Annotated in this window: 16 protein-coding genes; 8 read left to right on the forward strand and 8 right to left on the reverse strand. The window is 72.9% G+C overall.

The features are described 5' to 3' along the window. Nucleotides 1-25 precede the first annotated feature (25 nt). From JOE68_RS08795 to JOE68_RS08810, 4 genes are read left to right on the forward strand one after another with little or no spacing between them, the layout of a single operon-like run. Nucleotides 26-1,105 (forward strand): ABC transporter substrate-binding protein, encoded by a 1,080-nt coding sequence (locus JOE68_RS08795; RefSeq protein ID WP_204841830.1) that lies wholly within the window; start codon nt 26-28, stop codon nt 1,103-1,105. A gap of 22 nt (nt 1,106-1,127) precedes the next feature. Continuing rightward, nucleotides 1,128-1,913 carry an ABC transporter ATP-binding protein gene (locus JOE68_RS08800; RefSeq protein WP_204841831.1) on the forward strand — a complete coding sequence of 262 codons (786 nt, stop codon included), beginning with the start codon at nt 1,128-1,130 and terminating at the stop codon, nt 1,911-1,913. Next, a complete protein-coding gene (locus tag JOE68_RS08805) occupies nt 1,894-2,769 on the forward strand; it encodes an ABC transporter permease (RefSeq protein WP_204841832.1) in 876 nt (291 codons plus the stop codon). The genes JOE68_RS08800 and JOE68_RS08805 overlap by 20 nt, the downstream gene beginning before the upstream one ends. Next, a complete protein-coding gene (locus JOE68_RS08810) occupies nt 2,766-3,494 on the forward strand; it encodes a sirohydrochlorin chelatase (RefSeq protein ID WP_204841833.1) in 729 nt (242 codons plus the stop codon). Before JOE68_RS08805 ends, JOE68_RS08810 begins: the two co-directional genes overlap by 4 nt. Nucleotides 3,495-3,538: 44 nt before the next feature. Here JOE68_RS08810 and JOE68_RS08815 read toward each other — a convergent pair whose 3' ends face one another. Together JOE68_RS08815 and JOE68_RS08820 are read right to left on the reverse strand one after the other, a co-directional pair. Continuing rightward, entirely contained in the window at nt 3,539-3,988 is a 450-nt protein-coding gene (locus JOE68_RS08815; protein WP_307819587.1) for a MarR family winged helix-turn-helix transcriptional regulator, read from the reverse strand. Beyond that, entirely contained in the window at nt 3,985-4,608 is a 624-nt protein-coding gene (locus JOE68_RS08820) for a DJ-1/PfpI family protein (protein WP_204841834.1), read from the reverse strand. Before JOE68_RS08820 ends, JOE68_RS08815 begins: the two co-directional genes overlap by 4 nt. 61 nt (nt 4,609-4,669) lie before the next feature. On the opposite strand from JOE68_RS08820, the gene JOE68_RS08825 reads away from it, so the two are divergent. Then, nucleotides 4,670-5,446, forward strand: coding sequence for an enoyl-CoA hydratase-related protein (locus tag JOE68_RS08825; RefSeq protein ID WP_204841835.1), 777 nt, complete (start codon nt 4,670-4,672; stop codon nt 5,444-5,446). Between the two features lie 12 nt (nt 5,447-5,458). Here JOE68_RS08825 and JOE68_RS08830 read toward each other — a convergent pair whose 3' ends face one another. The 3 genes from JOE68_RS08830 to JOE68_RS08840 are packed head-to-tail and all read right to left on the reverse strand — an operon-like array spanning nt 5,459 to nt 6,421. Beyond that, nucleotides 5,459-5,728: a barstar family protein gene (locus tag JOE68_RS08830; protein ID WP_346038588.1), complete on the reverse strand. Its 270-nt coding sequence runs from the start codon at nt 5,726-5,728 to the stop codon at nt 5,459-5,461. Then, a complete protein-coding gene (locus JOE68_RS08835) occupies nt 5,725-6,183 on the reverse strand; it encodes a guanyl-specific ribonuclease (RefSeq protein WP_204841836.1) in 459 nt (152 codons plus the stop codon). The genes JOE68_RS08830 and JOE68_RS08835 overlap by 4 nt, the downstream gene beginning before the upstream one ends. Before the next feature lie 10 nt (nt 6,184-6,193). Continuing rightward, a complete protein-coding gene (locus JOE68_RS08840; RefSeq protein WP_204841837.1) occupies nt 6,194-6,421 on the reverse strand; it encodes a hypothetical protein in 228 nt (75 codons plus the stop codon). Between the two features lie 68 nt (nt 6,422-6,489). On the opposite strand from JOE68_RS08840, the gene JOE68_RS08845 reads away from it, so the two are divergent. Continuing rightward, a complete protein-coding gene (locus JOE68_RS08845) occupies nt 6,490-7,458 on the forward strand; it encodes a zinc-binding dehydrogenase (protein WP_204841838.1) in 969 nt (322 codons plus the stop codon). Nucleotides 7,459-8,213: 755 nt separating this feature from the next. Beyond that, the gene (locus JOE68_RS08850; RefSeq protein ID WP_204841839.1) at nt 8,214-9,668 is read left to right on the forward strand and encodes an amino acid permease; all 1,455 of its coding nucleotides are present in this window, start codon (nt 8,214-8,216) and stop codon (nt 9,666-9,668) included. A 60-nt stretch (nt 9,669-9,728) separates the two neighbouring features. On the opposite strand, the gene JOE68_RS08855 is transcribed toward JOE68_RS08850, so the two are convergent. Both JOE68_RS08855 and JOE68_RS08860 read right to left on the reverse strand, forming a co-directional pair. Then, complete coding sequence (locus JOE68_RS08855) at nt 9,729-10,784, reverse strand: NAD(P)H-dependent flavin oxidoreductase (RefSeq protein ID WP_204841840.1); 1,056 nt, start codon at nt 10,782-10,784, stop codon at nt 9,729-9,731. A gap of 92 nt (nt 10,785-10,876) precedes the next feature. Beyond that, complete coding sequence (locus JOE68_RS08860) at nt 10,877-12,412, reverse strand: chitinase (protein ID WP_204841841.1); 1,536 nt, start codon at nt 12,410-12,412, stop codon at nt 10,877-10,879. A gap of 78 nt (nt 12,413-12,490) precedes the next feature. On the opposite strand from JOE68_RS08860, the gene JOE68_RS08865 reads away from it, so the two are divergent. Further along, a complete protein-coding gene (locus JOE68_RS08865) occupies nt 12,491-12,949 on the forward strand; it encodes a phosphohydrolase (protein WP_239562180.1) in 459 nt (152 codons plus the stop codon). Between the two features lie 24 nt (nt 12,950-12,973). Here the strand turns inward: JOE68_RS08865 and JOE68_RS08870 are convergent, their stop codons facing one another. After that, the gene (locus JOE68_RS08870; RefSeq protein WP_204841842.1) at nt 12,974-13,534 is read right to left on the reverse strand and encodes a Uma2 family endonuclease; all 561 of its coding nucleotides are present in this window, start codon (nt 13,532-13,534) and stop codon (nt 12,974-12,976) included. Between the last annotated feature and the right edge of the window lie 60 nt (nt 13,535-13,594).

Raw genomic sequence — 13,594 nt, forward strand, 5'->3', positions numbered from 1 at the left:
CCCCGTAGAAAGGCCACCCGCCGTCGTGAGCAGCAAGCGCAGCACCCTGACCAGATCGTTGGCCTTACTGACCGCGCTCGTGGCGCTCGCCGCGTGCTCACGGGCCGGCGGTGACGCCGGCGACCAGCCCGCCCGGGACAAGGGGCCGGCCGCCGAGGTCCGCCTCGGCTACTTCCCCAACGTCACCCACGCCACCGCGCTCGTCGGGGTGGACAAGGGCCTGTACGCCAAGGAGCTGGGCGGCACCAAGCTCACGACGCAGACCTTCAACGCCGGTCCCGAGGCGGTCAACGCGCTGCTCGGCGAGTCGCTGGACGTGACGTTCATCGGCTCGGGGCCGGCCATCAACGCCTACGCCAAGTCCAAGGGCCAGGCGGTGCGACTGGTGGCCGGCGCGACCTCGGGCGGCGCGCAGCTGGTGGTCAAGCCGGAGATCGGCTCGCCGGCGGACCTCAAGGGCAAGGTCGTCACGACGCCGCAGCTGGGCAACACGCAGGACGTGGCGCTGAAGAAGTGGCTGTCGGACCAGCAGTTGGCCATCGGGGCGGCGCCCGACCAGGTCAACGTGACCAACACGGAGAACGCGCAGTCGCTCGACCTGTTCCGCCGGGGCGACGTGCAGGGCGCGTGGGCGCCCGAGCCGTGGTCGTCGCGGCTGGTGCTGGACGCGGGCGCCAAGGTGCTGCTGGACGAGGAGTCCCTGTGGGAGGGCGGCCGGTTCCCGACCACGGTGCTGCTGGTGCGCACGCAGTTCCTGCGCGAGCACCCGCAGACCGTCGAGGCGCTGCTGCGCGGCCACCTGGCGGCGACGGACTTCGCGGTGGGCGACAAGGCGGAGGCCAAGCGGATCGTCAACGGCGCGCTGAAGGCGCTGACCGGCAAGGCGCTCGGCGACCAGGTGCTGGACCGGGCCTTCGACAACATCGAACTCACGCTCGACCCGCAGGCCGGGGCCTTCCCGCGGTTGGCGCAGGACGCGGTCGCCGCGGGCGTCGTCAAGGAAGCCGCGGACGTCACCGGCATCGCGGACTTCACGCTGCTCAACAAGGTGCTCTCGGCCGCGGGCAAACAGCCCGTGGACACCGCCGGACTGGACAAGAAGTAACTCAGGGGAAGGCAGGCACACCATGACCGCCACGCTTGAGAACACGCCGAGGTCCACAGTGGACGCCGCCGTGACCTTGTCCGGCGTGCGGAAGTCCTTCGGGCACGGAGCCCACACGGTGACCGCGCTCGACGGCGTCGACCTGCGGGTCGCGCCCGGGGAGTTCGTGTGCCTGCTGGGCGCGTCCGGCTGCGGCAAGTCGACCTTGCTGAACCTGGTCGCCGGGCTGGACGCGCCCACCTCCGGCTCCATCGAGGTGACCACCTCCCGGCCCGCCGTGATGTTCCAGGAGGCCGCGCTGATGCCGTGGCTGACCGCGGCCCGCAACGTGGAGCTGCCGCTGCGGCTCGCGGGCCTCAAGCGCGGCGAGCGCCGGGAGAAGGCGGGCGAGCTGCTCTCGCTGGTGCGGCTGGACGGCGCGGGCAAGAAGCGCCCGCACGAGCTGTCCGGCGGCATGCGCCAGCGCGTGGCGCTGGCCCGCGCCCTGGCGTCGACCCTGGGCAGCGCCGAGGAGGGCACGCCCGGCCTGCTGCTGATGGACGAGCCGTTCGCGGCGCTGGACGCCATCACCCGCGACGTGCTCCAGGCCGAGCTGGTGCGGGTGTGGCAGGAGACGTCGACGGCGATCGTGTTCGTCACGCACGACGTGCGCGAGGCCGTGCGGCTGGCGCAGCGGGTCGTCCTGCTGTCCTCCCGCCCCGGCCGCGTGGTCCGCGAGTGGTCCACCGCCTCCGGGGACGAGACCGCCCTGATCACCGACATCACCAGCCGCCTGCGAGAGGTGATCAGTGGCCACGCCGCGGCTTGACAACGACCTGGCGGCGGTCGGCGCGGGTCTGGACGCGCTGGACGCGCCGACCCAGGAGCAGCGGCCCTCGCCGGCCAAGCGGTTCGTCCGCACCGGCCTGCCACCGCTGATCGCGTTCGCCCTGCTGCTGGGCGTGTGGCAGGCGCTGTGGGCGGCGGCGTTCTGGCCGGAGTACCAGCTGCCCTCCCCCGCCTCGGTGTGGGCGTCGGTGTCGGAGGCGATCGAGACCGGCCGGGCGTTCGACGTGCTGTGGACGTCGGTGCACCGGGCCGTGCTCGGCTTCCTCACGGCGGTGGTCATCGCCACGCCGCTGGGCCTGCTGATCGCCAAGGTGCGCGTGGTCCGCGCGGCCATCGGCTCGCTGCTGACCGGCCTGCAGTCGCTGCCGTCGGTGGCGTGGGTGCCGGCGGGCATCCTGTGGTTCGGCGCGACCCCGTCGACGATCTACTTCGTGGTGCTGATGGGCTCGGTGCCGTCCATCGCCAACGGCCTCGTGGCGGGCGTCGACCAGATCCCCCCGCTGCTGCCGCGCGTCGGCCAGGCGCTGGGCGCGGGCAGGCTGGCGGCGGCCCGGCACATCCTGCTGCCGGCGGCGCTGCCCGGTTACCTGGCGGGCCTGAAGCAGGGCTGGGCGTTCTCGTGGCGCTCGCTGATGGCAGCGGAGATCATCGCGACCTCCCCGCAGCTGGGCGAGGGCCTGGGGCAGTACCTGCACAACGGGTCCTCGCTCAACGACATCTCCATGGTCATCGCGGCGATCTTCCTGATCCTGCTGGTGGGCGTGGGCATCGAGCTGCTGGTGTTCCGGCCGCTGGAGCGGGTCGTGCTGCGGGCCCGCGGGCTGGGTCCGCTGTGACGGCGCTGGTGGCCGTGGCGCACGGCAGCCGCGACCCGCGCTCGGCGGCGACCGTGCACGCCCTGCTGGACGTGGTGCGGGCGCTGCGGCCCTCGCTGGACGTGCGCGGGTCGTTCCTGGACCTGTCCGCGCCCCGGCTCGGCGACGTGCTGCGGGCCGCGCACGGCGACGGCCACCGGTCGGCGGTGGTCGTCCCCCTGCTGCTGGGCAAAGCCTTCCACGCCCGCGTGGACGTGCCGGGCGCGGTGGCGGAGGCGCGGCTGCCCTCGCTGGAGGTGACGATCTCCGACGTCCTGGGCCCCGACCCGCGGCTGGAGTCGGCGGCCCTGCGCCGCCTGGCCTCCGCCGGCGTCGGACCGGACCGCGAGTGGGGCGTCGTGCTGGCGGGCGCGGGCTCCTCGCACGCCCCGGCCAACGCCCTGGTGACCTCCATCGCCGAGCGCTGGGCGCGGGAGTCGCGCTGGGCGGGCGCGCAGGCGGCCTTCGCCTCCACCGCGGCGCCCGACGTGCCCACGGCCGTGGCCCGCCTGCGGGCCCTCGGCGCGCGCCGCGTCGCGGTGGCCTCGTGGTTCCTGGCGCCGGGCCTGCTCCCCGACCGCGTGGCGGCGCTGGCGGGCGAGGACGCGGTCGTCGCGGCGCCGCTGGGCCCCGACCCGGAGGTGGCGGAACTGGTCCTGCACCGCTTCGACCAGGCCGCGGCGGCCGGCCTCGCCCGCTCGGCCTAGGCGGGCACGTCCCGGGGCGCCCGTTCGCGGCGGCCCGGGACGCGTCAGTCCGCGTCCAGGGCCGCGATGAGGCGGTCCATCACGGCCAGCGCGGTGCGCAGCTCGTCCAGGTCCACCTGCGCCGAGATCCGGTCGGCCCACGCGTGCTGCGCCTCGCGCAGGCGGGCCACGGCCGCGCGACCCGCCGGCGTCGGCCGGAAGAGCTTGGCCCGGCGGTGGGCGGGGTTGGGCAGGTACTCGGCCAGCCCCCGGTCCACCAGCACGTCCGCGATGCGCTGGACGCTCTGCCGGGCCAGGCCCATCTCCCGGGCGATGCCGGCGACCGGCAGGGGTTCGCGCAGGACCGCGCCGAGGACCTGCCACCACGCCGCCGTGAGCCCCACCGGCCTCGTCATCACCTCGGCGGCGCTCAGGAAGCCGCCGTAGAGGCGGAAGGTGCGCATGACCACGTGGGTCAGCACGTCCCCCGCCTCCGTGCGCGGCTCGACCCTCACGCCAGGGTCGCCCGGAGCCGGTCGACCCACACCGGGTCGCCGGTGCGGAACAGGCCGTACCAGGCTTCGAGCACCGCCGGTTCGTACAGGTCCAGCTCGGCGAAGACCTCGCGGGCGAACTCCAGGGCGCCCGCGCCCCCGGCGGTGATCAGGCCGCCGGCGCGGACCACCCGCTCGTCGCTGAAGTGCGCGGACCCGGCGTACCCGGGCGCCGTCTCCAGCTCCTGCACGGCGTTGCCGGTGTGCGGGCGGTCGTCGAGCAGGCCCTCGGCGGCCAGGCCGAGGGTCGCGCCGCAGATGGCCGCCACCGGCACGCCCGCCGCCAGCCACCGCCGCGCCGCCGCGCCGAACTCCGCGTTGCCCCCGTCGGTCCAGCTGTCCGCGCCGGGCAGCAGCAGCATCGCGCTGTCGGCCGGGTCGACGTCGGCCAGGCGCAGGTCGGGCAGCAGCCGCACGCCGCCCATGGTGGTGACCGGGTCGAGCGTCGCGGCGACGGTCCGGACCCGGTACCGGCCGGGCACCTTCTGGAACGCCGGGCTGTTGATGCGGGCCACGGCGAAGCCGTGCTCCCAGTCGGCGAGCGTGTGGTACAGGGCGAGGTGGACCGTGCGCGGATTCATGACAGCACCCTGTCATGTTGACAGCTCGCTGTCAAAGGTCCGGCCTCGTAGAGTGCGGGCCATGGCAGACGAGCTGGTCCACTACGAGGTGCGGCGTGGCATCGCGACGATCACGCTGGACTCCCCCCACAACCGCAACGCCCTGTCCGCGCGGCTGCGCGCCGAGCTGACCGGGCGCCTGGGCGCCGCCCTCGGCGACGACGGCGTGCGCGTCGTCGTGCTCAGCCACACCGGCCCGGTGTTCTGCTCGGGCATGGACCTGAAGGAGGCCGGCGGCGCGAGCGCCGACCAGCAGGGGGTCAACGAGTTCCCCGCCATCCTCGAACAGCTGTGGACCAGCCCCAAGCCGGTCGTCGCCCGGATCGCCGGCCCGGCCCGCGCGGGCGGGGTGGGGCTGGTGGCCGCGTGCGACATCGCGGTGGCCGCCGACACGGCGACGTTCGCGTTCAGCGAGGTCCGCATCGGCGTCGTGCCCGCCGTCATCTCGGTGACCGTGCTGCCCCGCCTGCTGCCGCGCGCCGCGCACGAGCTGTTCCTCACCGGCGAAGCGTTCGACGCCCGGCGGGCGCGGGAGATCGGGCTGGTCAACGCCGCCGTCGCCGCCGAGGAGCTGGACGCCGAGGTCGCCCGCTACACCGACATGCTGGCGCTGGGCGCGCCGAACGCCCTGGCCGCCACCAAGCGGATGCTCCAGGAGCCCCGGCGCGCCAACCTCGGCGAGGTGTTCGCCGACATGCTGGAGCTGTCCGCGCGGCACTTCGGCGGGCCGGAGGGCCAGGAGGGCATCGCCGCGTTCGTGGGCAAGCGCAAGCCGTCCTGGGTGCCGGACGCGGACTGAGAGCGGGGCCCGTCAGCCGGGGCGGCGCACGGTCAGCGTCCGCCGCCCCGACGACATGGCCTCCTCGGCGTCGGCGAGCACCGCCGCCACGTCCTCGTCGCCGCCCTCCCACACGAGCACGTGCTCGCCGGGCGGCAGCCACGACAGGTCGGTCAGGCAGTCGTACAGCGCGTCCAGGTTCTGCCCGTAGTAGTCCGGGAAGCCCATCGCCTCCCCGATCGCCGCCAGCGCGGCCGACTTCGACCGCGCACCGGGCCGCACCACGTGCCGGTAGGCGCTCACCGGGTCACGTCCACGACGACGAACGACGCGTAGTGGTCGCCGGTGTAGTACACCTCGTCGCTCGACCCGGTGACCAACCGCCGCGCGCCCCGGTCGGGGCTGCCCGGCGTGGGCACCGTGTACTCGCGGTAGTAGTCGCCGTCCTTCGCGGGCAGCCGCTTCTCCCGGTTGCGGAACGTCACCCCGTCGTTGCGCGGGTGCGGGAACGGCCCGCCGCTCCGGATCAGCCCCCACGTCGTCGCCGCCTCGGCGGGCAGGCCGGACAGCCCCTCCACCGGCAGGCCGGAGGCCGCGCCGGGCACCTCGCGGGCCGACGGCCCGGACGAGGGCGCGCGCGTGGACGTGGTGGTGGGCGCCGGTTCGGAGAACCCCCCGAGGTCCTTGGCGAAGTAGCCGACCACGACCAGCGCGATCAGGCCCAGGAGAGCGGCGGTGAGGCGCCGGGCGGGAGTCACGCCCGCCAGCCTACGAAGGCAGCCCGGCGCCCGCCTTCTCGGGCTCGGCGGTCGTGTCCAGCGGCGGAGCCGGGTTGAACCGGGAGGACACGTTGTCCACCACCCGGTCGATCAGCCGCGCCGCGCCCAGGCACAGCGGCAGCAGGACACCCATGAGCAGCGCGAACTGCAACGGGAAGGGCAACTGGGCGAGCCACAGCTCCACCCCGTCCCACCACTTCGCGATCGCCTCCGGCACGGCACCGAGCCTACTGTCGTGACGCGGTTCACCGCACAGCGATCCCCGCCACCGGTAGGTTCCCGGTCATGTTCGCCGTCTACGCAGCCGAGCCGAGCCCGCAGGACCCCATCGCCGCCCTGCGCGCGGGCGACCGCCCGGACCCGGAGGCGCCGGCCGGCTGGGTGCGGGTCGCGGTGCGGGCGGCCAGCCTGAACATGCACGACCTGTGGACGCTGCGGGGCGTCGGCATCAAGGCCGACCGGTTCCCGATGATCCTGGGCTGCGACGGGGCGGGCGTGCTCGACGACGGCACCGAGGTCGTGCTGCACCCGGTGATCGGCGACCCGGCGTGGAGCGGCGACGAGACCCTCGACCCGGGCCGCACCCTGCTGACCGAGAAGCACCAGGGCACCTTCGCCGACCACGTGGTGGTGCCCGCGCGCAACGCGCTGCCCAAGCCCGCCGACCTGTCGTTCGCCGAGGCCGCCTGCATGGGCACGGCGTGGCTGACGGCCTACCGGATGCTGTTCGTGAAGTCCGGCCTGCGCCCGGGGCAGACCATGCTCGTGCAGGGCGCGTCCGGCGGCGTGGCCACGGCGCTGGTCCAGCTCGGCCGCGCGGCGGGCTACCGCGTGTGGGTGACCGGCCGCACCGAGGAGAAGCGCGCGCTCGCCGAGTCCCTGGGCGCCCACGCCTCCTTCGAGCCCGGCGCGCGCCTGCCCGAACGGGTCGACGCCGTGTTCGAGACCGTCGGCAAGGCCACCTGGTCGCACTCGATGAAGTCGCTCAAGCCCGGCGGCATCGTGGTGATCTCCGGCGCGACGAGCGGTGACGCCACGGCGGCCGAGCTGCAGCGGCTGTTCTTCCTCCAGCTGCGCGTGGTCGGCTCCACCATGGGCACCCGCGAGGAACTGGGCGACCTGCTGTCGTTCTGCGCCCTGAACGACCTGCGCCCGCAGATCGGCTCCACCCTGCCCCTGGACCGCGCCGAGGAGGGCTTCCGCGCCATGCTCGACGGCGAAACCGCCGGCAAGATCGTGTTCACCAGGGACTAGATCCAGCCAAGGCAGCACCCGAAGAAGAAGAATTTCAAAGGGTCCTGAGCAACTTGACGGCAGAAGGGCGAGCACGGAGCCAGCGTGCGCCATGAGCACGCAGGTCTGGACTCAAGCCGGGAACACTAAGCAGGGTGACCCAATCGTCGGGAAAACCTTTGCCCTGCCGGGGGACGGCTGTCAGCGGGAGCCGCCGCCCGCAGAGCAACCTCCCCAGCGTGCCAGGTCGCGGTGCTCTTCCCGGCGGTTTCCCGGCGGTTTCCTGGGCAATCCGCGTTTTCCCGCGACGCAACAACGAGAACCCGCCACTCCGTCAGCTGGGGAGGTTGCTCTGCGGGCGGCGGGTCACGTGCCGCCCGTCCCCCGGCAGTCAGAGGTTTCCCGATGATGGGGTCACTTTGCCTAGTGTCCCCGGCTTGAGCCCGGACCTGCGTGCTCATGGCGCGTTGAGTCCGTGCTCGCCCTTCTGCCGTCAAGCTGATTAGAAAGAAGGCGCCAGGACTCTCCCGGGTGTTGTGGCCGCGGAGGCTTCCGGGGGCGAGTGGCCTGGTCCATTCGCCGTACCGGCTCTGGTGCTGTCGTCGGGTGGAGGGTGGTGGCGGGCGGTGTCATCGTGGTGAGTGGGTGCTCGTCCGCGAAGCAGCTAATCGTCCGATCGTCCAAGAACCGCCCTGCCAAGTGGTGCAAGCGGACAAACCCGGTGACAGAGGACGCGCGTACGGTTCGCCGCACACAACCACCGAGGGAGCAAGCGCATGACCTCCGTGCAGGGCGGCTTCGGCCGGGGCTCGGGCGTGTTCCGCCGCAAGCCCATCGAGCAGATAACCGAGGACAAGGGCACCTCGCTCACCCGGACCCTGGGCCTGTGGCAGCTGACCGCGATCGGCGTCGGCGGCATCATCGGGGCCGGCATCTTCTCGCTCGCGGGCGCCGTCGCCAACAAGACCGCCGGCCCCGCCGTGCTCATCTCGTTCCTGATCGCGGGCATCGCCAGCGCCGCGGCGGCGTTCTCCTACGCCGAGTTCGCCGGCCTGATCCCGCGGGCGGGCTCGGCCTACACCTACGGCTACGCCGTGCTGGGCGAGATCGTCGGCTGGTTCATCGGCTGGGACCTGCTGCTGGAGTACACCGCGATCGTCGCCGTCGTCGCGATCGGCATCTCCGGCTACTTCAACGAGCTGCTGAACCTGCTCGGCCTCGAATTGCCGGTGTGGATGCTCGGCGCGCCCGGCACGGAACCCGACGGCGTGGCGACGGGCAGCTACAAGGTCAACCTGTTCGCGGTCGTCCTGTGCCTGCTCATCGCGTACGTGCTGAACCTCGGCATGAAGAACGCGGCTCGCTTCGAAACCGTTCTGGTGTACCTGAAGGTCGCCATCGTCCTGCTGGTCATCGTCGTGGGCGTCTTCCACATCGACACCGCCAACTACAACCCGTTCTTCCCGTTCGGGCTGTCGGGGGCGTTCACGGGCGCGGCCACGGTGTTCTTCGCGGTGTTCGGCTACGACGCGATGAGCACGGCCGCCGAGGAGTCCAAGGACTCGCAGCGGCACATGCCGAAGGCGATCATCTACTCGCTGGCCATCTCGATGGTGCTCTACGTGCTGGCCTGCCTGGTGCTCACCGGCATGGTGAACTACAAGGACGTGGACTCCGAGAGCGCGTTCGCCACCGCGTTCTCCGACATCGGCCTGCCCGCCCTGGGCATCGTCATCTCCGTGGGCGCGGTGCTGGGCATCACGACCGTGCTGTTCACGTTCCTCATGGGCGCGGCCCGGGTCGGCTACTCGATGTCCCGCGACGGCCTGCTGCCGAAGTGGTTCGCCAAGACCCACCCGGTGAAGCACGTGCCCACCCGCACGACGTGGGTGCTGGGCATCGCGTCCGCCGTGATCGCGGGCTTCCTGCCCATCGCGGAGGCCGCCGAGCTGACCAACATCGGCATCCTGCTGGCGTTCGTGGTCGTCTGCATCGCGGTGATCGTGCTGCGCTACAAGCAGCCGCACCTGCCGCGCACGTTCAAGACGCCGGGCATGCCGGTGGTGCCGATCATCGGCGTGGTGTTCTCTCTCTGGCTGATCACGTTCCTGGCGCCGGAGACGTGGCTGCGGTTCGGGATCTGGTTCGGCATCGGCCTGATCTTCTACTTCGCCTACAGCAAGCGGAACTCCGCGCTGGAGAAGGAGTCGACCGCTCCTCCCGGCAGCTGACCGCGACGGTCGGCCGGCGCCGGACCGCACCGGCGCCGGCGGACCGCCGCACGAGCCCCCTCAGCCGCCCGAACCGGGTTCGGGCGGCGGGATCCGGGTGAGCGCCGCGGACAGCGCCTCCCGCGCTTCGGCCCGCAGCCGCCGCACCACCTCGGCGGCCGGGGCCGACCGGGCCAGCGGGTAGGTCTGCCCCGCCCACAGCGACATCAGCTCCGGGTCGCCGGTCGCGCGCACCGGTTTGGTCAGGTGGTGCACCTCCGGGTAGGCCGACGGCGCGTGCGGGCCGTTGTCGGTCATGAAGCGGTTCACCAGCCCGCGCGCGGGGCGCCCGCTGAACGCCCTGGTCAGCTCGGTGCGCCGGGTGCCGTCGGCGAGGGCCTGGCGGTGGGCGGGCGCGGTGCCCGCCTCGGGGCAGCGCAGGAACGCGGTGCCCAGCTGCGCGGCCACGGCGCCGGCCGCGACCACCGCCGCGACGTCCGCGCCGTGCACGAGGCCGCCGGCGGCGATCAGCGGCAGGTCGACGCGGGCCCGCACCAGGCGGAGGGCGGCCAGCACGCCGAACAGCTCGCCGCCGCCCGGCGACACCCCGTCGTCGGTGAACGTGCCGCGGTGCCCGCCGGCGTCGCAGCCCTGCACGCACAGCGCGTCCGCACCGACCTGGGCCGCCTGGCGGGCCTCGGCGGGCGTGGTCACCGTGACGACGACCAGCGACCCGGCCGCGTGCAGCCGCCGCACGTCGTGCGGCTCGGGCAGCCCGAAGGTGAACGACACGACCGGCACCCGCATCGCCGTCACCAGTTCGAGCTTCGCGGCGTAGGCGTCGTCGTCCCAGCGCGGCTCGCCGGGTTCCGCGCCGGACCGCGCCCGCACCCGCTCGCGGTAGTCGGTCAGGTCCGCCGCGGACTCCGGTCCGGGCACGAAGAGGTTGACGCCGAAGGGCCCGTCGGTCAGCGCGGCGGTGGCGGTCAGCTGCGCGGCGAGCGCCTCCACCGGGAGGTAGCCGGCCGCCAGGAACCCCAGGCCGCCCGCCCGGCCCACCTCGGCCACCAGTTCCGGGGTGGACGCGCCGCCCGCCATGGGCGCGGCGATCACGGGCACTTCGAGTCGATCCAGCATGGGCCGACGATAACCCGCTATTCGGCGGATCCGGCCACGAGGAGCCGAGCGCGGGTCCCCCGCCACGGGCGTGGCGGGGGACCCGCGTCGGGTCACGGCAGCGTGTCGAGGTGCGGTGCCACCGTGTTGGCGAACTGCCAGTTGTTGGACGCGTCCCAGTTGATCGACCAGGTCATTGCGCCGCGGATGTCGGGCCACGTCTGCGACGGCTTGAACGAGCCGCAGTTCGTGCCCTTGGCCAGGCAGCTCAGCGCCGCGTTGACGTTGGCGGGCGACTGGTAGCCGCCGCCCGCGCCGCGCGGCGAGGCGGGCAGGCCCAGGCCCACCTGGTCGGGCCGCAGCCCACCCTGGAGCTGGATGCAGGCCAGGGCGACCAGGAAGTCCACCGTGCCCTGCGCGTAGACCTTCTGGTCGCAGCCGAGCATCGTGCCGGAGTTGTAGAACTGCATGTTGACGACCGTGAGGATGTCCTTCACGGCCAGCGCCAGCTTGAAGTACTCCTGGCCGGTCGACTGCATGTCGATGGTCTGCGGCGCCATCGTGATGATCTTGCCGCCGCCGGCGTGGATGCTGCGCAGCGCCGAGCCCATGTGGGTGGCGTTGATGCCGTTCTCCAGGTCGATGTCCACGCCGTCGAAGCCGTAGTCCGCGATCAGGCGCCGCACGCTGTTGGCGAAGGCGGTGGACGACGCGGAGTCGCCGACCCAGATGGTGCCCTTCTCGCCGCCGACCGAGATGATCACCTTCTGGCCGCGGGCCTGGAGGGTGCGGATGTCGGCCTTGAACTGGGCGTCGGTGTAGCCGCCGAGCTTGCTCGACAGCGTCGGGTCCAGGGTGAAGTCGACCGCGCCCCGCGTGGCCCCCACGGCGTCCGCGAACGCGACCGCCACGATGTCGTACGTGGTGGGCACGTCGGCCAGCTTGAGCAGCTTGGAGCCGTTGTCGAAGTTGTGCCAGTAGCCGGTCAGCACGTGCTTGGGCAGCGTCCGGTCCGGCGGCGTGGTCGTCGTGGTCGTCGTGGTGGTCGTGGTCGTCGTCGTGGTGGTGCTGGTCGACGTGGAGGTGCTGGTCGACGTGGACGTCGACGTCGTGGTGCTGGTCGGCGGGGTGCCCGGGCCGTCCAGGCTCACGTCGTCCACGTAGTAGGTCGGCTGGCCGTACCAGCCGTGCAGGTAGATCGTGACGCTGCTCGCGGAGGCGCCGGTCGTGAAGTCGATGCTCAGCTGGGAGAAGCCGCTGGAGCCGGGCGTCCAGGTGCTCTTGTCGCCGCTGCCGGTCCCGGTGACGCCCATGTACACGTAGCTGCCCTGCACCCACGCGGTGAACTTGTACGCGGAGTTGGGCTTCACCGCGATCGCCTGGGAGCAGCGGGCGGTGTCGGAGCCCTCCGGGGTCCCCGCGAGCGCGTGCGACCCGCTGCGCTTGGGCGTGGTGACCACGCCCGCCTTCCCGGAGCACGTCCAGCCGCTGGTGCTGCCCGCGTCGAAGCCCGGGTTCGCGACCAGGTTGGCGGCCGAGGCGCTGCCCACGACCACCAGGGTCAACCCGGCAACGGCCAGCACACCGGCCAGCGCGGCGCCCAGGGCGCGTCTTGCTCTCGAAGCCACGTCCACCTCCATCAAGTCCATTCGGCGGCCTCGCCCAGCAGGTGACGTGGGCCACTGGCAAAATGGACTAGACCACTGGGGCTTGTCAAGGGTGTGACCATGAGCGACATGACGTTCACCGTTGATGACGCCGTCGGGATCGCCCGCGCCGCGCACGCCGGGCAGGTGGACAAGTCCGGCCGACCCTACCTCGGGCACCCGCTGCGGGTGATGGGTCGGGTGTCGGGCGAGCACGCCCGGATGGCGGCGGTGCTGCACGACGTCGTGGAGGACACGGCCGTGACGGCGGCCGACCTGCTCGCGGCGGGCTGCCCGGCGCCCGTGGTGGACACCGTGGTGGCCCTGAGCCACCGGCCCGGCGAGCCGCAGGAGGACTACCTGCGGCGGGTGGCGGCCGACCCGGTGGCCGTGGCGGTCAAGCGCGCGGACATCGCCGACAACACGTCACCGGCCCGCCTCGCCGCGCTCGACGGGCCCACGCAGGCCCGCCTGCGCGCGAAGTACGCCCGCGCGCTGGACCTGCTCGACACCTTCACCCGGGAGCCGTCACCCCGGTGATCACCGGGGCGGTCGCCGGGGTGGTCACCGCAGCGAGCCCAGCAGCTCCGCCGGCACGACCCGCACCGGGAACGGCCGCACGGCGTCGAAGGCGTCGTCCCCCTTCACCTCGGCCACCAGCTCGTAGAGCCCGTCCGCGCCGAACCCGAACACCGACAGCTTCGGCTCCTGCGGGTCGAGCACCCAGTAGCTCTCCACGCCGATCCGCTCGTACGCCGCCTTCTTCAGGTTGAGGTCCGCCAGCGCCGAACTCGGCGACAGGACCTCCACGGCGAGCAGCGGCGCCACCGGCAGCAGCTTGTCGGTCAGGTCGGCGGCGCGCGCCACCAGGACGTCGGGCTGCAGCTCGGTCGTCTCGGACACCCGCACCGCGAACGGCGCCGGCAGCACGTGGGCGTCTTCGGGGCATTGGCCGTCCAGCAGGGTCACGAGCTTCGCGACGGCCTTCTGGTGGCGCAGGCCCGGTGCCGGGCTCACCAGGAGCATCCCGTCGAGCAGTTCGTGACGGTGTCCGTCATCGGGCATCCCCTCCAAGTCTTCGACCGTGTAGGGATGTCCGCTCATGTTCTCCGGCATGGCGGTCATGGTCCTCCCCTTTCCGTCGTTTCGCCAACGATGGCAGAGGCGGCGGACGATTCCACCATT

Source organism: Saccharothrix algeriensis, assembly GCF_016907655.1.
Taxonomy (GTDB): domain Bacteria; phylum Actinomycetota; class Actinomycetes; order Mycobacteriales; family Pseudonocardiaceae; genus Actinosynnema; species Actinosynnema algeriense.

Coding starts and splice junctions, on each gene's coding strand:
- JOE68_RS08800 (WP_204841831.1), top strand. CDS start 1,128: ATGACCGCCACGCTTGAGAACACGCCGAGGTCCACAGTGGACGCCGCC.
- JOE68_RS08820 (WP_204841834.1), bottom strand. CDS start 4,608: ATGAATCCGCGCACGGTCCACCTCGCCCTGTACCACACGCTCGCCGAC.
- JOE68_RS08825 (WP_204841835.1), top strand. CDS start 4,670: ATGGCAGACGAGCTGGTCCACTACGAGGTGCGGCGTGGCATCGCGACG.
- JOE68_RS08845 (WP_204841838.1), top strand. CDS start 6,490: ATGTTCGCCGTCTACGCAGCCGAGCCGAGCCCGCAGGACCCCATCGCC.
- JOE68_RS08850 (WP_204841839.1), top strand. CDS start 8,214: ATGACCTCCGTGCAGGGCGGCTTCGGCCGGGGCTCGGGCGTGTTCCGC.
- JOE68_RS08855 (WP_204841840.1), bottom strand. CDS start 10,784: ATGCTGGATCGACTCGAAGTGCCCGTGATCGCCGCGCCCATGGCGGGC.
- JOE68_RS08860 (WP_204841841.1), bottom strand. CDS start 12,412: ATGGACTTGATGGAGGTGGACGTGGCTTCGAGAGCAAGACGCGCCCTG.
- JOE68_RS08865 (WP_239562180.1), top strand. CDS start 12,491: ATGAGCGACATGACGTTCACCGTTGATGACGCCGTCGGGATCGCCCGC.
- JOE68_RS08870 (WP_204841842.1), bottom strand. CDS start 13,534: ATGACCGCCATGCCGGAGAACATGAGCGGACATCCCTACACGGTCGAA.